The organism is Rickettsia finnyi, assembly GCF_049668125.1.
GTDB lineage: Bacteria > Pseudomonadota > Alphaproteobacteria > Rickettsiales > Rickettsiaceae > Rickettsia > Rickettsia kotlanii.
This window is the reverse complement of the sequence record NZ_CP187160.1, coordinates 874,943-894,753: the sequence shown is the minus strand read 5'-3', so window position 1 is coordinate 894,753 and position 19,811 is coordinate 874,943. Positions and strand designations below refer to the sequence as shown.

The window sequence follows — 19,811 nt, the reverse complement described above, 5'->3', positions numbered from 1 at the left end:
TTTCATGAGATTGTCGCACATCTTACGGCTGCGTAGCTCATGACAACCCTGGTAACCTCTTTTCGTAATGACGGATAAATCAATCCACATAACTCTAGCAATCCTTTGATTTTAACAATAACACATTTGTATTAAGTAATGGCATGCATACGTTTTTAACTTCATTTAATAAGGTCTCATTGCTTATTTCTTGGTTTAATTCGTTGCGTACCGCATCAAATATTTCTCTTAAACTTTTCTCTTCTACCATATATTTAAAAATATATTTAGTGCTTCTAAATATCGACATTGAGATATTAACATTATTTAATATCCCATTATTAATAGTAAAATTAATAGCATTATTTACTGCTGAAGGATTAGATTCCAAATGCTCATAAATTTGTTTAGCAAAATTGGTAATATTATGGAAGTACGGTATATTATCAAGGTCATCAAGAGAGGCTACACTATCTTTTTGATTTGATACGTAAAATGAATGTTTAATAATATTACCGGTAAGTATTTCGGAAATTGCTTCTCTAGTTACTTTATCCATCTTTTTAACTTTGTGTAGAAGTGAAAAATCTTTTATATAATTTTCCGGTCTTAATAAAATTTTCTCTAAAGGATCAAGATAATCAACAAAATTTAAGTTTGCTTTTTCTACGAATGCATATAACTCAGGAACGGAATAGGCTCTATCCTGTTTGTGCAGGAACATATCATAAACGCCGACATCACCGAAATTTTGGTAATCTGAAAATAACTCCCAACCTCTTTTATACCAGTTAGTAGCAGGCAAATTATCTAGAATTAGCTTCCCGTTCATTACTTCTTCGACACGGCTTCTAGTATCTTTATTTATCATTTTCATTAAATCCTGAATTTGATAAACACCGGTACGTCCGTATTTAGCATATACCATTAAACCCATACCGCCGGTCGGCTTTAAAGAATCTTTTAGATTTTTTAAACCTTCATCAGGATTTGCTAAATGATGCAGCACGCCGGTACAATTTATATAATCGAATTGTCCAAGTTTTAGATTAGGTATATTTAATATTGAATCATTAATCCATTTAATATTTTTAAGACCTCGTATTTCTGCACGTTTTTGTGCTACTTCCATGCTAGGCTTGCTGAAATCTAGATATATTATTTCGGCATTTTTATCTTTTAACTGTTCGGCAAGATAAATAGTCGAATCACCGGTGCCGCCGCCTGCTATTAAGCATCTAAAATGATTATTAAAATTTTCTTTTCCTTGATATAGAAAATGGTTTAATTCTCCTAAGAACTCACCGCATATTGCAAGTAAACGTTCTTTTTCTTGATTTGGGTCTCTGAAAGGATAAGGATAATCTTGATAATGCTCTTGTACTTCTGCTAAGTCTTTAGAAATGGTAGTATTTTTTGTTTTCTTTACATTGCTCATAAATTATTATTTTTTAAGTTATTATTATATATACTTAGTCTATCTACTCTTTTAGAAGTATATCTTTTATAATTAATTGAATAGTATAATTACCTTGCCAATTATTAGTTTTTAACGTTCCTATTGCGGCAATATTTTTTGCTTTAGGGCTTAATAAAACATCTGCAAATGCAGTTCCTACCGAATTAAAAGCAATAGCAGATAAGGCTTTATTACCAAATCCTCGCTTATTTGGAACAAGCATACATTTAATATGCTTACTTCCAACGATATCTGCTTTTAATACAAATAAATCATCGAATTTAAATATAGGCTCATGATTTCCTTGACCGAAAGGCTCTAAAGTGTTTAATTCCTCCATTAAAGTGAAATTCACACTATTAACCGTTAAATCCATATCATATTCCGCATGCTTATAATTTTCTAGTTTATTTATACTAATTCTAAAAGCATTATTAAAAAAATTCTGCAATTCTTGTAATTTTTCAGCAGTTACGGTAAAACCTGCCGCCATAGCATGACCTCCGCCTGCTATTAGCAAATCTTTGCTTTTAGCATTGATAATTTCAGCACCAAAATCAATACCTAAAATAGAACGGCATGAAGCTTTACCAACTCCGTCATTTAAAGCTATAACTGCCACTGGCTTATCAAATTTTTCTTTTAATTTGCCGGCAACGATTCCTATAACGCCTGGATGCCATCCTTCTTTTACGATAAATAATAAACTACTATCTTGTTGTGTCAAAGCAATTTCCATTGCTTCTTCTATCATTAATAACTCAATTACTTTACGCTCATTATTATGTTTTTCAAGTTCTTCAGCTAATTTCTTTGCTTCATTAGAACAACTAGTAGATAGGAGATTAGCCCCTAAACTTGACTTTCCTACTCTACCACCAGCATTGATACGCGGACCTAGAATAAACCCTAAATGATAACATTTTGGTATTTCATTAAGCCCGGCTATATCATATAATGTTTTAATCCCTATATTTTGCCTTTGTTGCATTACTTTCAATCCGCTTGCAACAAATGCACGATTTAAGCCTGTTAATTTCATCATATCGCAAACAGTACCAAGAGCCACTAAATCTAGATACTTCATTAGATTAGGCTGAAGCATTGTTTGCGTGAAATAATTTTGCTTCTTTAAATTCGATAATATTGCAGTTGCAAATAAGAAAGCAACTCCTACGGCTGCCAAATGTTTATATTCACTTTGTTCATCAATACGATTTGGATTTACTATAGCTACTGCACCCGGTAATATTTCCGTAGCTATATGATGATCGATTACTATAACATCAAGGTTAACGTCTTTTGCGTATTTTAGGGCTTCATGTGCCATAGTACCGCAATCAACCGTAATTAATAATTCTGTGCCGTTATCTTTAATTTTTTGCATAGCAAAAGGAGTTGGACCGTATCCTTCAGCTATACGATCAGGAACATAAATATCACATAGTATATTTAAATCTCTAAAAATATTTTTAAGTAAAGCGGCTGAAGTAGCACCGTCTACATCATAATCGGCAAAGATACATATTTTTTGGTTATTTAAAATAGCTGTAACGGTTCTATCTACAGCCTTTTCCATATCAAGTAGATGAAAAGGATCAGGTAATAAATTTTTGATTTTCGGTATCAAGAAATTTTTTACTTCCTCTAGATTATTTACTCTTAATGATACTATCCTAGCAAGTAAATCACTAATTTTGAAACTACAACATAGCTCGGTGACTATATCTTCGTTAATCAGTTTCTGCTGCCAGATTTTACCGTTTATAGATGCTTGTGGTTTCATTTGTTTATTAGGCTGTATTGTTGCTGTATATTGTTATTGTGAGTAGGCATTGTCGCGTAGATCAATTTCACCTATGTCACCCCGTGGCTTGACCACGGGGGGATCCAGTTAAAAATGCTAAAATTATTAGTATTTGGTGAAATTGATCTACGCGACAATGCCTACTCACAATAACAATATACACTTATATCTCCAAAAGTTTTTTAGCTTCATCATCTGCAATTAAAGCTTCAACAAACTCATCTAATTGTCCGTTTTTAACTACTTCGTCTATCTTATAAAGTGTTAAGTTTATTCTATGGTCGGATACTCTTCCCTGTGGGAAATTATAAGTACGTATCCGCTCCGAACGATCTCCCGAACCTACCTGCCCTCTTCTGCTATCGGCTCTTTCTTGTTCCTTTTTACGTCGTGCTTCTTCATAAATTCTAGCACGTAGAATTTTTAACGCCTTTGCTTTATTTTTATGCTGTGACTTCTCATCTTGCAAGGCTACGGTGATACCGGTAGGGATATGAGTTATACGTACGGCAGAATCGGTAGTATTAACGTGCTGTCCACCAGCCCCTGAAGCTCTATAAGTATCGATTCTTAAGTCTTTATCTTCAATTTTAATATCAACCTCTTCGGCCTCAGGAAGTACTGCAACCGTTGCTGCCGAAGTATGAATACGTCCTTGTGATTCCGTTTCCGGTACTCTCTGTACTCTATGAACACCTGACTCAAATTTGAGCTTCGAGAATACATCTTTGCCTTTTATTGACGCCGATGCTTCTTTATAACCGCCTATTCCCGTATCGGAAATTGCTAATATCTCAAAACGCCATCCTTTTAACTCAGCATATCTTTGATACATATTAAAAAGTACGGCAGCAAAAAGTGCAGCTTCTTCTCCGCCGCTTCCTGCTCTCACTTCAATAATAGCACTTTTACTATCCGCATCATCTTTCGGTAATAAAGCAATTTTTACGGCTCTTTCAAGTTTTGGTAACGAATTTTCAAGAGTGTGTATTTCGTCTTCAATCATTTCTAAAGTGGCATTATCAAGCCCTACTTCTAGCTTAAAATTATTCGCTTCTTCAAGCTCAGATTTAGCCTTATTATATTCTTTAATTTTTGCTACAACATCTTCAAGTTCTGCATATTCTTTAGAGGCCTTAACAAACTCGTCTCCCATAATGCCAGAAGATAGTTTGTTGCCTAAATTTTCGTATTTATCTAAAATTTTTGCTAAATTATCTGAAAAACGCATGTTATTTTATTGTGATTTGTTTATGGGTGAGATTTCAACGTTATTGCGAGAAGAAACTGAAAGTTTCAACGAAGGAATCTCAGGATATTTGACGAGATTGCCACGTAGCCTATGGCTGCTCGCAATGACGACTTATATCAACATCAAAGCGGGACTCTCTATAAACTTTTTAAATGCTGCCAAGAACTCAGCACCGATTGCTCCGTCTACTACTCGGTGATCGGCAGAAAGAGTTACGTCCATAATTGTTGCTATAGTTATTTGATCATTCTTGACTATAGCACGTTTTGCACTAGCTCCGACGCCCATTATACAACTTTGCGGTGGGTTAATTATAGCATTGAAATTTTTAATACCGTACATACCGAGGTTAGAAATGGTAAACCCTCCGCCCTGAAATTCTTCAGGGGTTAATTTATTATCTTTTGCTTTCTTTATTAATTCTTTCATTTCACGAGATAGTTCTAGAATGTTTTTTTGATTGGCATTTTTAACTATCGGCGTCACAAGCCCATTCTCAATCGCTACCGCTACTGAAATATCAACATTATTGTAATATCTAATTGCATCTTCTCCCCAGCTAGCATTGACATTTGGCACTTCTTGTAAAGTTTTGGCTACTGCTAAAATAATAAAATCATTAACCGATATCCTCGTTGATTTATCTTCAGAAAAAGATTTATTAATGTCTTCTCTTATATCTAACAATTTATCGACATTACATTCTATAGATAAATAAAAATGTGGAACTGTTTGTTTAGATTCAAGCAGACGCTTGGCTATAATCTTGCGGATATTATTATTTGGTACTAAACGATATTCTTCAGGATTTCTGCTAACTATTTTATTATGAGCAGTGCTAGGAGTATATGATAAGATATCTTGTTTGACTATTCTACCGTGCGGACCGCTACCTTTCACGCTCTCAAATCTAATATTTCCCATTTTGGCAAGTCTTTTTGCAAGCGGTGAGGCGAATATTTTACTAGTATCATGTTTTATAACTGTTACCTGTTCTTCTACATTAGCTATATTCTCATGGAGTTTCGGAAGATTAGCATCTGTTTTCGGTGACGGTGATAAACTATTATTTTTTGCAATAAACGCATCAATGTCCGTTTTTTCTTCTCCCTCTTCACTTAACACGGCAATTAAAGAGTTAACAGGTACATTTTGACTATTTTGTGGGATAACTATTTTGGCAAGTATACCTTCGTCTACTGCTTCTATTTCCATCGTTGCTTTATCGGTTTCAATTTCAGCAATTACTTCTCCAGGATTAACTTTGTCCCCTTCTTTTTTTAACCACCTAGCTAGATTTCCTTCCGTCATAGTTGGAGATAAAGCAGGCATTAAAATTTTAATCGGCATAACTTAATTTAGATTTGATTTTTTATTATTGTTATTACACGTCATTGCGAGGAAGAGGCAACGCCTCGACGCGGCAACCTCATGAAACAGTAAAATTCCTGAGATTGCCACACTCTCTACGTTCGTGCGCAATGACGATTTGAGTAGCTATTGCACCTTAATATCAGGGCTAACGATCATTATCATCTGCTTACCTTCCATTTTAGCATGCTGATCGATTTTAACAAGTCCTTCGAGCCTTACTTCTATACGTTTAAATAGTTCTTGACCGACCTCTTTATGAAGAATCTCTCGTCCCTTAAACCATAAAGAAATTTTTACTTTATCTCCGTTTTTTAAAAATTCTTTTATTTTTCTTAACTTAGTTTCAAAATCACCTATACTAATATTAGGTTTAAATTTCATTTCTTTAAGTACGACGATTTTTTGCTTTTTGCGTGCTTCATGCAAACGTTTCTTGCTTTCGTACTTAAACTTACCAAAATCTAGAATTTTACAGACAGGGGGTACAGCATTCGGTGATATCTCGACTAAGTCAAGACCGGCTCTTTCCGCCATATCTAATGCTTCTCTAATATTTACGACGCCGTGCATTGTGCCGTTTCTGCCTACTAAACGAACTTCTCTAGCTCTGATTTCTCTATTAGCCTTAGGAAAATTATTTTTAGAAATAAAATTTCTCCATATTATGTTTATAAATAAATATATATTGCATTTAACTTATTTTATTTAAAATTACAAGTAAATAAAATATTTTATCTTTATTTTATTTAGAAAGTTTTAAAAAAATTGACACTACAAGGCAAATTCCAAATATTAATAAACAGATTCGTGTTAATTTAGCGACTATTGCCTGTATTTTCAAGTTTTTTAGGTCTATAGCATGCTTATGAGCTTGTTCTTGTTGTGCCATATGCATTAATTTCTGTAAAGTACCGGGATAAATACTCTCATACTCACTGATTAAATCAATTGGCGGTAATATATGTTCAAATTTTTTATGGTAAAAATTATTATCAGGTTCGTTTACACTAAAAGTCTTAGCATAACCTTTATTTAATCTATTATTTTTGTTAAAAAAACGTTTAGTCTCTTTCATATTCCTTTTTTATTTTTTGAAATGTATATAATATATTACTTTCAACTATTTTAAAATAATCAATTAATTGCGTTTCTTTTTTTTGCTGTTGTTTGGAGCTTTCCATATTTATTATATTCTTTAGCTCTGCATATACTAGTTTTATAAAACTTTGTTTCATTGATTATACTAAATTTATAAAATCTGTTTTTGGTATTAGCGGTTCGCCCCTAAAATTTATAGCATTATTAAATTTATTGCAACAGGTTATAAAATTTTTATCACATCCGGCAGTAATTTTTACTTCCTCTGCATCTTTAACATAATCCGGTATAATATCCTCTAATATAATCAATAAAACGATTTTTGCTGAATATAATTTGACTGCCGTTATAATAGCCGTTTTCTTTATCTAAATCTAGTATTCTTAAACTTGCCTTGAGCATTTCTTTAACCTTATATATGCCACTATATAAAGTTTTATCTATTTTATATTGACTATCTCCGAAAACTGCTCTACATGTTTTGCTATATCGATTAATTATAGTCTGATTATATTTTACCGTTTCGGGTTTTAATTTTAAATGTATTTTAAAGTTTAAATCGTATTTTGATGTAAAGTGCAATAATATGTAACGAAATGCTCAAAAACCTTGTCAGTATATATTATTATTTTAACAATAGCATTATTTAAATCCATTGTTGTCGTAATGCCGTTTCCCTCAAAAATACCTTCAATGATTATATGGTTTTGTGCGGAATCGTTAAATTCCGCTTCTTTTAAATCTAAACCGGAATTCGGTAAAAAACTCTCTCTTCACTTTTTATAGCATGATCGCTATGTGTTAAGTTTAATCCCTCACCGTTAGCTCGCTTAATTTGAAAACAATAAACAAAATTCGTAAGTTTTGTAATTACCTCTTCAATCGCAATACTCATATAATCACCTCCACTAACTCTATGTTGGATAACGCTATAGAACCATCATTACATATTCAAAACTATCTATACTAAATCTAACTGTTACATCAAAAGTAAAATCAGCAGTTAAAATTACATCTTGACCTAAGGGACGTCATCGTTGTAATCTACAATACCCATAGTTCTTACATTATTAATATATAGAATTACACTATTATTAAACGGTTTAGTGATAACTCGTTCGTAAGGAGCAATAGGATCGCTATATATCTTCCTTAGCTGAAATTTATTTAAATTACCGTCCCCTTTAGCAATAACTTCGTTAATTCCTCTATAATCTGCATAATTCCTAAATTTCAAAGCAAAATTACTTCCACGTCTTGCTTTAAAAAAGCTATTAAATTGCTCAAATTCCGTACTGCTTAATCTTGCATTTTTGATTAAATATTTCTGACTCGTTAATTGCGAAAGGATCTTCACTATTTTGCTGTTGACATATTTCAATAGTTTTTACGTGAGTAACAACACTTGGTTTGAGAAATTTTTCATTAATATTTACTGACAATAAGGAGGTATTTATACATTTTCCATGCTTAAGTTCTCTTCCGACTAAGACCATAATATCTCTAAATTGTGTTATATTTATATTTTGAAGTTCATAATTAGGCATTTTTTTTATTACTTCGTCATATACTTCTACTAAACCTTCACATGCGTTATTATTACCCGTAAATAATGTACATTTAAAAGCTTTTTCAATTTTATAAAAATCTTGCATTAATGTACTAATGTTATTAGAAGAAAGTTTTTTAAATTCGTTTCATTGCTCATATGCATTTGTTAAAAACGCTTGAGACAGATAACTTGAGTTGTTATTTTCTTGGGGCATATATTTATTACCTTGTTAAATTGGAGCTTAAGTAGAAGTTAACAAAATTAAATCTAAAATTTAGTGATATTTTTGCTAAATAAAAGTTCGGCAGTAGAAAAAGAGATTATTTGTTTGGAAGGTAGTTGCAATATTATTCTGCCGGTATTATCGATATCTTTAAAAAGACCGGTTACTATATCATTTTGATATTTAACGCTAATATTTTCATATAACTTATAAGCATGTGCTAACCATTTTTTTCTAATAAAAGGAAAACCGTTATTATGCCAAATTTGATAATATTCTTCAAAATTTTCTATTAATATCTCAAGTAAAGCTTGCGGTTCTATAGGTGGTAGATTTTCGCTTATTAAGCTAGTAGTAGGTTGGTCGATATTATCAGGGTGATAGGTAATATTAATGCCGATACCGATAATAAGGTAATAATTATTTTCTACTTTAACAGATTCAAGAAGTATACCGGCAATTTTCTGACCGTTCATTAATACATCATTGGGCCATTTTAGTTGTATAATGTTATTTTCGTTCCTTATGTCATTCCCGCGAAAGCGGGAATGACATAAGGAACTATGGGAGTGACATAAAGAGGTTATACTATCATAAACGCTAAGTGCCGTAACAAAAGATAATTGCGGCAATAATGCTAGCTCTTTATCAGGCTTTATTAGTAAACTTACATGTAAGTTACCTGACCTAGACTGCCAGTTTTTGCCGCTTCTACCACGTCCATTAGTTTGAGATTTGGCAAGTACTGCATAGTTTGAATCAACTTTAGCATTCTGAGCTATTTTCATAGCCTCAGAGTTTGTACTGTCTAGCTTGTCAAAAACAATTAGTTTAAATTTACTGATATTCATTTTTTTTAGTAGCCGTCATTGCAAGGAAAGGCGAGTTTTGTTGCATGACTCGAAAAACCCGCTCGATGTCATTCCTGCTTTCGCGGGAATGACATAAAAACACCTAACTCACCCCCTACTGACATGACTTGTAGCTACGCTATGTTTGTGTTGAATTTTTGGTGCTTCGCTTTTACTCTTAGTTATAAAGCTTGTTTAGTAAATTTAAACTTAGCAATATTTTCATCAAAGGTTTTAGTTTTATCAAATCTTACATCTTTATTTTTATCTATTCCAAATACCTCAATGAAACTATCTTTTATTTTACTTGAAGCAGCAGTATCGTTTAAGGTATACAATAAAGCGTTCAATGAGTTTGTATCGGTTTTTAGTGTATTATTACGACTAGTTGCAGCAATAATTACATATTCTTTAAGCTTTCCATTTAATTCTTTTTCGTTTAATGCTCTGGTTTTATAAAATGATAATAATATCTTTGCTTTATCATCATGATTTTCAATAACTCCTTCTTGCCATTTAGAAGTATTATTTTCTTTTGATGGAATAAACATTTCTAACAATTTAGTGCCAAATGTTTTATGTAGATTTTTATTATCATAAATTTCATAAACATTTAGTAGAAATTTTTGATGGTCAAATATTTTATCTGCTTCTTTGCCAAGGTCATGATTATTCAAATGTTCTCTAGTTTGACAATATCCTTTAATATGCAAATAATCAGAACATTTTTGTGCATCTTTGAAATCTAAAGTATCTATTCCGGCAGTATCTAAAACAACAGTGTTTAAAGCATTTTCACGTAACTGCTCATTAGTTGCTCTTAGAGTTTTAGTATATTTTAATTTCCCTCCTACTTTTGCAAGCGTCTTAAATAATATATCAGCTAAAAACTTTATGATATCACTTGGGCTTTCAAATTTTTTTGCACTCTATATATAGTAATATTTGCATCAGCTCCCATACCCGTGCCAAAAGCCATAGCTAGAGTTCTACCTTGCTTTTTAGCTAACGTAATCTCCTCCATATTATCAGTTACTGCTTTTGTATCAAATTCCGGTTCATTGCCTTTAAAATATTTTGTCGGTATATTATCTCTATATCCATCGTCGATATATTTTTTATTGTCAATTTCTACCGGCTTAAAAATAAGCGGTATAAAAGCAGAAGTACGGCAAGCTACAGCAATTTTAACATTTGGCGTATCAAAGCTATTGAAAATAGTTAGTTCACTTGTCTCTTGCTGAGTTGCCGTAATTACTAAATCCTTAATACTGCACTGGATCGTATTTTCGCAGTAACGCTATATCCTTAAAATATATTTTACCGTCTTTTTGGTTGTATCTTTCTCTTAATTCATCAAGAGTTTTATCATCTTTAACATTTACTATATCTGATCTCTGTAAAAAATTTCCTATATTTTCTTTAATAACAAGTTCTAATAGAGCATATAAAGGTTTACCGTCTTTATTTAACTGTACTATATCAGCAGAAAATCCTTTTTTTCCAAGTAAAGTTTGCAGATTTGTATTTTTAGAAATTTCTTCAAATCGCTCAGGCGGTGTCCCAAGAGCTACCACTGTGGCATTTATAGCACCAGCGGAAGAACCTGCTACTGCCTTGACATTATTAAAATACCAGCTGTTTTTGCTGCCTCATAAGCTCCGGAATATATTGCTCCCTTAGCTCCTCCTCCACTAAAAGCTATATATTCGATAGGAACTTTTTGTACTTGCTCTAACTCCTGCAGTGTTTTTGTGTGATTGCTAGAAGATTGTTGAATTTTTTTAGGTCTTTTAATTCCTCTAATATATCAGATTGCTCATTAACTACAGGAGTTTTTGACTCTTGCTTCAGATTATTAATAATAGAATGTTTTCTTACCTTTATATCAGCCATAGTTTTATTTTATTAAGTTATCTTCTACAAACTTCCAGTTAATCATATGCTTAATAAATATGTCAATATAATCAGGTCGTTTGTTACGATAATCAATATAATAAGCATGTTCCCATACATCACATGCAAGAAGCGGCTTCATACCATTTGCTATAGGTGTACCGGCATTAGCGGTTTTTATAATTTGTAACCTATTATCGTGATATACAAGCCATGCCCAGCCACTACCGAACTGCCCTACTGCCTCTTGCTTAAACTGTTTGCAAAACTCTTCAAAACTACTGAAATCTTTATTAATTTGTTCTAATATTTTACCGCTTGGCTTACCTCCACCCTGCGGCTTTATTGAATGCCAAAAAAAGGTATGATTCCATATTTGGGCTGCGTTATTAAAAATAGCCACATTTGAGTTTTGTGATGACCATTCTATTATTTCTTCTAAATCTTTTTGTTGTAATTCTTCTTTATCTTTGAGTAAATTGTTTAGATTTTGTACATAAGTATTATGATGCTTACCATGATGATAATCAAAAGTCTCGAGAGTAAAATGTGGTTTAAAACTTTCTTTCTCATAAGGTAAATCAGGTAAGATAAAAGGATATGAGGTTTGATTAGATTTGTTGCAATAGGTCATGTTATTTTCTCCTATGTTGGTTTTTATATATTTATAGCGAGAATCAATACGTCATTGCGAGGGAAAATTGAAAATTTTGACGAATCAATCTCAGGAGTCCTACTTTATGAGATTGCCACGCTCCTTGCATTTGCTCGCAATGACGATTTAGTATCCACGCAGGAATGACATCATAGTAACTTATAAAAATCGGAAGCTAAATAAAGCGATCCGGTTATTATAATATTTGCGTTATTATCGCCGTTTATCTTCTTTATATCACTAATTGCTGCTTCGAGTGAGTCACTTTCGCTAAAATCAATACCACTCTTTCTGCCTTCCAAATTTATTGTTTCTGCACTATGGCTTAGCGGTTCGGATAAAACTTTAACGCCGTAACCTTTAATTGTCAAACCCTTAAAGTAAGAGCAAAATTCCTCGATATTCCTATTTTTAGTCATACCGAGTATTAAATATATCGATGATTTTAAATTATCACGTATCCAATTTGCCAAAACTTGAGCTCCACTATTATTGTGAGCTGCGTCTATCCAAATTTGAACATTATTACCTATTAATTTAGAATATTTTTTCGGTTCTATTTTTTCGATTCTAGCAGGCCAAATAGTATTTTGTAATCCTTTAGCAATAACCTCATTATTAATATTAAATTGTTTGTTAATAAGGCTTATTAAGGCAATAACGCTTGCAGCATTTATTAATTGATGATCACCAAGTAGCGAAGGAGTTGGAAACTCATAGGTAAAATTTCGTGATGAATAAATAAATCCGTTATCCGTCTTTTTAATACCGAAATCATATTCATAACAGAAACTCGGTACTTCTAACTCTTCAGCCTTTGCAAATAATGTTTCATAAACTTCCAAAGCTTGCATACTTATAACGCAAGGAACGCAAGACTTCATAATACCAGCTTTCTCAACTGCTATTAGGGGTAATGTATTACCCAGCATATGCATATGATCATATGAAATAGGTGTAATTAAAGTAATTAACGGTCGTTCTACTATATTTGTTGCGTCTAACCGACCGCCTAGTCCCGTCTCTAAAATTAATATATCGGCTTTTGTTTTCTCAAATGCTAGAAACGCTGCTGCTGTAGTACCTTCAAAGAAGCTAGGTTCAATATTAAATTTTTCGCTTACTACCCTCACCTGTTCACAAACCTGCCATAATTCATTATCCGAGATTTTCTCACCTGCGACTACGATTCGTTCATTAAATTCTAATAAATGAGGAGATGTATAGCAATGTACCTTATAACCGGCAAGCGTAAAGATGCTTTTAAGCATAGCACTGCTTGAACCTTTACCGTTTGTACCTGCTATATGTATGACGGGAGGAAGCCTTAAATGAGGGTTACCTAAGGCTCTTAAAAGTTTTGCTATATTTTCAAGATCATATTTAATGTTATTTTTCCAGGTCGGCACCGGAAAATGCGGTATTAGCATTGTTATTGATTTTTTCATGAATGATAGAGTTATACCATATTTGTTGTCAACTTAAAAATCAATGCCATTCCTGGGTAGTGTTTTTGTATGGCTTGAAAAATCTACTCGATGTCATTCCTGCGTAAGCAGGAATCCAGGGTAAAGCGAGATAAATCGAGCTTTTAAAACGCTTAAAAGTAGCGGATCCCTGCTTGCACGGGAATGACATCGAAACTTTAGATCAACTGTTTCTAGGTAATACTGAAGTTCATCAAGTTTTTGGTTTTACTGCATGGATAAGTCCAATTAATAATACTGATTTAATTATTCCCGGTATTATAAAAGGTAATACGCCGCCGTAAAATGCACCGCTTGCTCCTAAGAGTGTAGAGAGCCACATCCAGCCTAAACTCATAATAATTATATTACCGATCAAACATAAAGATATCTGATTTAACCATTTATTAGAAGTAAAAATTTTATCTTTTAAGCTAGCCATAACATATACGGCAATTACAAAACCTGCTAGATATCCTCCGGTAGGACCAAATAATATTCGTAAACCGCTTGAAAATCTTCCGAACACAGGGATTCCCATTACTCCAAGAGTTATGAAAGATAATATTATTAAAGGTGCGGTAGTCTTATTATATGTAAGTCCGATGAATATCACTGCAACGGTTTGCAATGAAATAAATATAGGCTTTATAGGTATTACTATTTGTGAACAAATAGTAAGTAATGCTATTCCTAAAACTATTTCTATTGCTTGCCTTGTGGTTAACGGTAGTGAGATTGAATTAAGTTGCATAAAATTACCGTATGATTTATTTTTAAGTAATTACACTAAATAGAATTATATAATGTCCTTGTCAAGAATATAAAAATGAAAATAAAAATTTATAATGATCTAGGAGTTTTAAAAGAAAGTATTAAGCATTGCGTGCATACCTTAAGACTTTATGCTCCAAAGTATAACGTAGATTATATTACTGTACAAGAAATTATAAACGAAAAGTGGGTTCAAAACACCTTATTACTTATTTTACTCGGTGGAAGAGATTTATACTATGTACAAAAATTGCAAGGCAAAGGAAATGCTAATATAAAGAATTATATTAAAAACGGTGGTAATTTTCTTGGGATATGTGCAGGCAGTTACTACAGCGGTAACTATGTAGAATTCGCTAAAGGAACAAATCATAGAGGTTATAAGTAAAAGAGAATTAAAGATTTTCAATGGACCGGTTAGAGGACCATTGCTTGCTCCTTATTATCACGACTCACATAAAGGAGCAAGAGCCGCTTATCTAAAAATAAATCCAACACTTAATTTAAATATTAAGGATTGTTATGCTTTTTATAATGGCGGTGGATATTTTATTGATGCAGAAAATACTAAAGATACTGAAATAATAGCAAGTTATGAGGATTCTCAGGCTGCGATAATAAAATAAAAATCAATCTCTTAATAATATTTTCATAAAATACTAAAAGCTCATGATACGGAAAGAATCAAATTATTAAATTATATATTAGACTTCTTCGGAAACACGCTTATAGAGAGGAATTTATAGGAAACACGCAGCACAGTACCGCAGCGTATATAGAAGTATGTGAGAGGATGCAAGCAGCGAATTGACACACAAATTACCTCTAAAAGTAGAGTTCCCGAAGAAGGATATTCAAAAATCTAAATCTGTATAATAGTTTGGAGGGGTAAAGCCAGGGATTCTATCTTGTAGTAATAACCTAAAAGCCGGTCTTGATTTAATTAGTGAATACCAATGTTTGATAAGTGTCCATTTATCCCAATAAATCTCACCGAAATAATCGAGTACCGATAAGTGACAACTTACGGCAATATCGGCAATAGTTAGTGAATCCAATACAAGATAACTTCTTTTTTCTAGTAAAGAAGTTATATATTCTAAGTGATAATTTAAATTATTTTTTGCGGCACGTAAAAACGCGGTTCGTGGGCTGCTCATTTTAGCAATTGATCTTATAACTTTTTCATCGATAATAATCTTAGTAACTTCACGATAAAATTTATCATTAAACCAAAAGAATAATCGTCTAATTTCGCAACAAATATCAATATCTTCATCTAAAAAATTAAAATTTGGATATTTGCTATTAAGATATTCAACAAAAGGATAAATACCTACCACAAATAAGCCGTATGATTCTGCTAAAATAGGTAAAGTTCCGGCAGGATTTATTTTTAAGAAATCTTTATTGAATTGCCAATAATCTTCTTTAATCGTAGTAAATTCTATATCTAATTCTTTTAAGAAGACACGTGCTTGTCTTGAAAGAGGACAAATAGGATTATGATATAACTTTTTCATTAAATTGTGTTACAGTCCTAGTCATCCCGCGACTTGATCGCAGGATCTGTCAATATTTATTAAGCTGTTTTCTAAGCTCCCGCGATCAAGTCGCGGGATGACAATAAGGTCTATAAGCCGGATTCTGTATGAATATAAATTCATTGCAGTTATTTATCTAGGATAAACGTTACCGTTTACCTCAAGCGATCTACCCGCATTACAAACCGGTTAGAGATAACCCGGGAACTTGATAAGTTCTGTAACGCCTATTTGATCTTGCTCTTGGTGGGGTTTACCATGCGTAATTTGTTACCAACTTACCGGTACGCTCTTACCGTACCTTTTCACCCTTACCAAAAATACTCGATCAACTTCAAAAATTGGCTGTGTCATTCCACAAGTACTACGGTACTCACGTATTAAGTATACGTTCCATTCCTTGTCTTGTGAACTCCTAGCTCTTTTTGAAGTTGATCTTCGTATTCATACTTGGCGGTGTATTTTCTGTGGTACTGTCCCTAAAGTAATAATACTCTGCCGGAGGTTAACCGGCACCATACCTCTATAGAGTCCGGACTTTCCTCGTGATCTATAGCTTTGCTATATCATCACACAACTGCACGACCATTTAGAATTATGGTCAATTTTCTTAAATTAGTCAATAACATTTAGAATAAGTTCAATTAACTTATTAGGTTCTATGAAGGTTTCTAATTGATTTGCTATTTTGAGATATTTTTTAGCGAAAATTAATAAGATTTTTTTTGAAAATTTGACTTTTGTACACAGAATATAATTAAATTAATAAGTATAATAACAAATTTAAATTTAACGTTGCTACTATTTTTTTCATAATGTATAAATATGTATTTAATGCTCCTAAACACATAAATTGTTAGCAAATTTTGATATATGATATGAAAAAATTAATTTATTATTTTGGCAGTAATGGTAGTGATGGAAACGCTAGCATGAAAAATATACTTGGTAATAAAGGTGCTGGTCTTGCCGAAATGTCCAACCTAAAACTACCTATTCCTGATGGTTTTACAATAACTACAGAGCTATGTAATTACTTTTATACCCACAATAATAATTTTCCTAAAAACTTTCAAAGCGACTTAAAAAAAGCTATCACTGAGCTTGAAATAACTACTGGTAAAATTTTCGGCAGTACAAGCAATCCTTTGTTATTATCGGTGCGTTCGGGCTCTACGATTTCAATGCCTGGAATGATGGATACTATCCTTAATCTTGGAATGAATAACGAAGTGTGTAATGCTCTTGCGGATTCCTGCGGTGATAAACGATTTGCTCTTGATAGTTACAAAAGATTTTTAGAAATGTACGGTTCAACGGTATTATCTATACCTAGTGATCTATTTGAACAAATTTACGAAAAGCACAAGATGCAAGCCGATATTCATAAAGATAGCGATATTACCGTAGAATTGTTAGAAAAAATTATTAATGATTTCAAACGGTTGCATATTAAGTATACTAAGCAACTAATTAATGATCCTTATGAACAGTTAGAATCGGCAATTAAAGCGGTGCTACATTCTTGGATGAGTAATAGAGCGGTTATATATAGAAAAATCAATAATATTTCGGAGGATTTCGGTACGGCTATTAATATCCAAGCAATGGTTTTCGGTAATTTAGGTAAAACTTCAGCTACGGGAGTTGCTTTTACTAGATCACCTTCTACAGGAGAAAAAAAGCTCTTTGGAGAGTTTTTAATAAATGCTCAAGGTGAAGACATAGTATCGGGAACTAGAACACCTATGCCTATTATTGCAAATGATTCAAATTCTATGCAAGCAATGATGCCGGAAGTGTTTAAGGAGTTATCACAAATTGCGCAAAAGCTTGAAGAACATTACTTAGATATGCAGGATATAGAATTCACTATAGAAAATAATAAGCTATATATTTTGCAAACACGTACTGCAAAAAGAACAGCCATCGCTGCTATTAATATTGCCGTACAAATGGTAGAAGAAAAGCTTATTTCTAAAGAACAAGCCTTAATGCGAATCGATCCGGAATCATTCAATCAATTATTACATACAAGAATTGATTACAGTAAGGGGCTTACTTCTATTGCTGAGGGGCTACCTGCTTCTCCTGGGGCTGCAACAGGTATTGCAGTATTCTCACCTTATGATGCCGAAAAATTATCTCATCATCATAAAGTAATTTTAGTACGCCATGATACTAGTCCTGAGGATATTAACGGAATGCATGTTTCTTCAGGTATTTTAACTATTAGAGGGGGAATGACTTCACATGCCGCAGTTGTGGCCAGAGGTATGGGGAAGCCTTGTGTTTGCGGTACAAGTAATTTATCTATAGATGAGAAAAAGCAAATATTAACAGCAGGCAACATAGTTATTAAACAAGGTGATATTATAACGATTGATGGAGGTAGCGGTAAAATCTTCTTAGGTGCAATGCCGTTAATTCAACCTACTTTCAGTGAGGAATCAAAATTAATTTTAGATTGGGCAGACGAGATTAGTAGCTTAAAAGTTCGTGCAAATGCTGAAACAGTTAACGATGCTTTAGTATCTATAAAGTTTGGAGCTCAAGGTATAGGTTTGTGTCGTAGCGAACATATGTTTTTTGATAAAAATAAAATTCCTTTAGTAAGAGACATGATTATTGCTCCTGATATAGAACGGAGAAAGCTTGCCGTGCAGAAATTATTACCTCTGCAAACTGAGGATTTTAAAGCTTTATTCAGAGTAATGAAAGATAAACCGGTAAATATTAGATTACTTGATCCGCCGTTACATGAGTTTTTACCTACCACCGAAGAAGATAAAAAGAATTTGGCCAATAGCTTAAATCTACCTTTATCCATGATTAATCAACGTCTTCATGCTATGCATGAAGTAAATCCTATGCTCGGTCACCGTGGATGTAGACTTGGTATATGTTCGCCGGAAATTTACCAAATGCAAATTGAAGCAATTTTTACAGCTATTTTTGAGCTACATAAAAAAGAACATATAGAATGTAACTTAGAATTAATGATTCCTTTAATTAGCAATGTAGGTGAAATAAAAAAGCTTAAAATGGATATTTATGCAGTAATAGCGGAATTAGAGCAACGTTATAGATATAAGTTTTCCTTTACGATCGGTACTATGATAGAACTACCCAGGGCAGCACTCGGCAGTCAGAAAATAGCTAAGGAAGTTGACTATTTTAGTTTTGGTACTAATGATTTAACTCAGACTACATATGGAATTTCTAGAGATGATATTGCCTCTTTTCTTCCATATTATTTAGAAGAAAAGATTTTTGAATCCGATCCATTTACTACTCTCGATGAAGAAGGAGTAGGAGAATTAATTGAAATTGCTATAAAACGCGGGAAAAGCAGTAATGCTAATTTGAAACTCGGAGTTTGCGGAGAACATGCAGGGAACCCTGCCTCTATAGAATTTTTTCATAGAATGAATTTAAACTATGTTTCTTGTTCTCCATACCGTATCCCTATAGCAAGAATCGCCGCAGCACAAGCTAAAATTAAACATGGGTGATAAAGGCATTGTTGCGAGTGGGTATTGAGACCTATAGTACCGGACATTTTCGTTCTATGTCATTTCCGCGTGGCCTTGTTGTGTGAATCAATTTCACCTCTGTCATCCCGTGGCTTGACCACGGGATCCAGTTTAAAATACTAAAATTATTAGTATTTTTTATTGTTTTTTGGTCCCCGTGGTCAAGCCACGGGGTGATATCGTGGGTTTTACCGGTCCACGCAATGACCAAAAAATTATTTACAAATTAATATGATCATAATACCGATATTAAGCGTTTTTGGGTTTTCGTCTTTTTTTGCCAAATATTTCAAAACAAAATTGACTTTCGCTATTCCCGTAACAATCAGCATATTAGTACCGATT

17 protein-coding genes, 1 other RNA gene and 4 pseudogenes are annotated in these 19,811 nt (G+C 33.0%); 2 read left to right on the top strand and 20 right to left on the bottom strand.

Going from position 1 to position 19,811, the window contains the following annotated elements; translation table 11 throughout:
- Positions 1-94: 94 nt before the first annotated feature.
- The 17 genes and pseudogenes from ACPKKV_RS04920 to ACPKKV_RS04840 form a co-directional block, all read right to left on the bottom strand.
- The gene (locus ACPKKV_RS04920) at positions 95-1,417 is read right to left on the bottom strand and encodes a class I SAM-dependent methyltransferase (protein WP_392506531.1); all 1,323 of its coding nucleotides are present in this window, start codon (positions 1,415-1,417) and stop codon (positions 95-97) included.
- A gap of 43 nt (positions 1,418-1,460) precedes the next feature.
- Positions 1,461-3,224: a single-stranded-DNA-specific exonuclease RecJ gene (gene recJ, locus ACPKKV_RS04915; RefSeq protein ID WP_392506530.1), complete on the bottom strand. Its 1,764-nt coding sequence runs from the start codon at positions 3,222-3,224 to the stop codon at positions 1,461-1,463.
- Positions 3,225-3,408: 184 nt separating this feature from the next.
- A complete protein-coding gene (prfA, locus tag ACPKKV_RS04910) occupies positions 3,409-4,476 on the bottom strand; it encodes a peptide chain release factor 1 (protein WP_392506529.1) in 1,068 nt (355 codons plus the stop codon).
- 132 nt (positions 4,477-4,608) lie between these two features.
- Positions 4,609-5,847, bottom strand: a complete 1,239-nt coding sequence (locus ACPKKV_RS04905; protein ID WP_392506528.1) for a pyruvate dehydrogenase complex dihydrolipoamide acetyltransferase — start codon at positions 5,845-5,847, stop codon at positions 4,609-4,611.
- 147 nt (positions 5,848-5,994) lie between these two features.
- A complete protein-coding gene (gene infC / locus ACPKKV_RS04900) occupies positions 5,995-6,555 on the bottom strand; it encodes a translation initiation factor IF-3 (RefSeq protein WP_392506840.1) in 561 nt (186 codons plus the stop codon).
- Between the two features lie 58 nt (positions 6,556-6,613).
- Positions 6,614-6,946, bottom strand: a complete 333-nt coding sequence (locus tag ACPKKV_RS04895) for a DUF2335 domain-containing protein (protein ID WP_392506527.1) — start codon at positions 6,944-6,946, stop codon at positions 6,614-6,616.
- Positions 6,933-7,106 (bottom strand): hypothetical protein, encoded by a 174-nt coding sequence (locus ACPKKV_RS04890; RefSeq protein ID WP_392506526.1) that lies wholly within the window; start codon positions 7,104-7,106, stop codon positions 6,933-6,935. Before ACPKKV_RS04890 ends, ACPKKV_RS04895 begins: the two co-directional genes overlap by 14 nt.
- A gap of 3 nt (positions 7,107-7,109) precedes the next feature.
- On the bottom strand, positions 7,110-7,280 hold the full coding sequence (locus tag ACPKKV_RS04885; protein WP_016916830.1) for a phage BR0599 family protein: 171 nt from the start codon (positions 7,278-7,280) through the stop codon (positions 7,110-7,112).
- Positions 7,243-7,551: a hypothetical protein gene (locus ACPKKV_RS04880; protein ID WP_392506958.1), complete on the bottom strand. Its 309-nt coding sequence runs from the start codon at positions 7,549-7,551 to the stop codon at positions 7,243-7,245. Before ACPKKV_RS04880 ends, ACPKKV_RS04885 begins: the two co-directional genes overlap by 38 nt.
- Positions 7,552-7,637: 86 nt before the next feature.
- Positions 7,638-7,864 (bottom strand): annotated as a pseudogene (locus tag ACPKKV_RS04875) (hypothetical protein); the annotation flags it as partial.
- Positions 7,861-8,326 (bottom strand): annotated as a pseudogene (locus ACPKKV_RS04870) (phage distal tail protein, Rcc01695 family). The pseudogenes ACPKKV_RS04870 and ACPKKV_RS04875, both read right to left, overlap by 4 nt.
- Positions 8,253-8,624, bottom strand: a complete 372-nt coding sequence (locus ACPKKV_RS04865) for a hypothetical protein (protein WP_392506525.1) — start codon at positions 8,622-8,624, stop codon at positions 8,253-8,255. Before ACPKKV_RS04865 ends, ACPKKV_RS04870 begins: the two are co-directional and overlap by 74 nt.
- A gap of 164 nt (positions 8,625-8,788) precedes the next feature.
- Entirely contained in the window at positions 8,789-9,595 is an 807-nt protein-coding gene (locus tag ACPKKV_RS04860; RefSeq protein WP_392506524.1) for a biotin--[acetyl-CoA-carboxylase] ligase, read from the bottom strand.
- Between the two features lie 108 nt (positions 9,596-9,703).
- Positions 9,704-11,491 (bottom strand): annotated as a pseudogene (locus tag ACPKKV_RS04855) (patatin-like phospholipase family protein).
- Between the two features lie 4 nt (positions 11,492-11,495).
- On the bottom strand, positions 11,496-12,125 hold the full coding sequence (locus tag ACPKKV_RS04850; protein WP_392506523.1) for a superoxide dismutase: 630 nt from the start codon (positions 12,123-12,125) through the stop codon (positions 11,496-11,498).
- Positions 12,126-12,295: 170 nt separating this feature from the next.
- Positions 12,296-13,576, bottom strand: coding sequence for a folylpolyglutamate synthase/dihydrofolate synthase family protein (locus tag ACPKKV_RS04845; protein WP_392506838.1), 1,281 nt, complete (start codon positions 13,574-13,576; stop codon positions 12,296-12,298).
- Positions 13,577-13,826: 250 nt separating this feature from the next.
- Complete coding sequence (locus ACPKKV_RS04840; protein WP_392506521.1) at positions 13,827-14,366, bottom strand: biotin transporter BioY; 540 nt, start codon at positions 14,364-14,366, stop codon at positions 13,827-13,829.
- 75 nt (positions 14,367-14,441) lie between these two features.
- On the opposite strand from ACPKKV_RS04840, the pseudogene ACPKKV_RS04835 reads away from it, so the two are divergent.
- A pseudogene (locus ACPKKV_RS04835) lies at positions 14,442-15,197 on the top strand (BPL-N domain-containing protein).
- Between the two features lie 43 nt (positions 15,198-15,240).
- Here the strand turns inward: ACPKKV_RS04835 and ACPKKV_RS04830 are convergent.
- Together ACPKKV_RS04830 and rnpB are read right to left on the bottom strand one after the other, a co-directional pair.
- Entirely contained in the window at positions 15,241-15,909 is a 669-nt protein-coding gene (locus ACPKKV_RS04830; protein ID WP_392506520.1) for a glutathione S-transferase family protein, read from the bottom strand.
- A gap of 97 nt (positions 15,910-16,006) precedes the next feature.
- Positions 16,007-16,523: RNase P RNA component class A (gene rnpB / locus ACPKKV_RS04825), an RNA gene on the bottom strand.
- 285 nt (positions 16,524-16,808) lie between these two features.
- Between rnpB and ppdK the strand changes: the two genes are divergently transcribed.
- Positions 16,809-19,445: a pyruvate, phosphate dikinase gene (gene ppdK / locus ACPKKV_RS04820; RefSeq protein ID WP_392506519.1), complete on the top strand. Its 2,637-nt coding sequence runs from the start codon at positions 16,809-16,811 to the stop codon at positions 19,443-19,445.
- A 236-nt stretch (positions 19,446-19,681) separates the two neighbouring features.
- On the opposite strand, the gene ACPKKV_RS04815 is transcribed toward ppdK, so the two are convergent.
- Positions 19,682-19,798 (bottom strand): pyruvate phosphate dikinase, encoded by a 117-nt coding sequence (locus ACPKKV_RS04815; RefSeq protein WP_392506518.1) that lies wholly within the window; start codon positions 19,796-19,798, stop codon positions 19,682-19,684.
- Between the last annotated feature and the right edge of the window lie 13 nt (positions 19,799-19,811).

Excerpts from the sequence above, each read along its gene's own strand:
- prfA (WP_392506529.1), bottom strand. The coding sequence starts at position 4,476 with ATGCGTTTTTCAGATAATTTAGCAAAAATTTTAGATAAATACGAAAAT.
- ACPKKV_RS04890 (WP_392506526.1), bottom strand. The coding sequence starts at position 7,106 with ATGAAACAAAGTTTTATAAAACTAGTATATGCAGAGCTAAAGAATATA.
- ACPKKV_RS04815 (WP_392506518.1), bottom strand. The coding sequence starts at position 19,798 with ATGCTGATTGTTACGGGAATAGCGAAAGTCAATTTTGTTTTGAAATAT.
- ACPKKV_RS04840 (WP_392506521.1), bottom strand. The coding sequence starts at position 14,366 with ATGCAACTTAATTCAATCTCACTACCGTTAACCACAAGGCAAGCAATA.
- ACPKKV_RS04850 (WP_392506523.1), bottom strand. The coding sequence starts at position 12,125 with ATGACCTATTGCAACAAATCTAATCAAACCTCATATCCTTTTATCTTA.
- ACPKKV_RS04860 (WP_392506524.1), bottom strand. The coding sequence starts at position 9,595 with ATGAATATCAGTAAATTTAAACTAATTGTTTTTGACAAGCTAGACAGT.
- ACPKKV_RS04830 (WP_392506520.1), bottom strand. The coding sequence starts at position 15,909 with ATGAAAAAGTTATATCATAATCCTATTTGTCCTCTTTCAAGACAAGCA.
- ACPKKV_RS04920 (WP_392506531.1), bottom strand. The coding sequence starts at position 1,417 with ATGAGCAATGTAAAGAAAACAAAAAATACTACCATTTCTAAAGACTTA.
- ACPKKV_RS04895 (WP_392506527.1), bottom strand. The coding sequence starts at position 6,946 with ATGAAAGAGACTAAACGTTTTTTTAACAAAAATAATAGATTAAATAAA.
- ACPKKV_RS04905 (WP_392506528.1), bottom strand. The coding sequence starts at position 5,847 with ATGCCGATTAAAATTTTAATGCCTGCTTTATCTCCAACTATGACGGAA.
- ACPKKV_RS04865 (WP_392506525.1), bottom strand. The coding sequence starts at position 8,624 with ATGCAAGATTTTTATAAAATTGAAAAAGCTTTTAAATGTACATTATTT.
- ACPKKV_RS04845 (WP_392506838.1), bottom strand. The coding sequence starts at position 13,576 with ATGCTAATACCGCATTTTCCGGTGCCGACCTGGAAAAATAACATTAAA.
- ppdK (WP_392506519.1), top strand. The coding sequence starts at position 16,809 with ATGAAAAAATTAATTTATTATTTTGGCAGTAATGGTAGTGATGGAAAC.
- recJ (WP_392506530.1), bottom strand. The coding sequence starts at position 3,224 with ATGAAACCACAAGCATCTATAAACGGTAAAATCTGGCAGCAGAAACTG.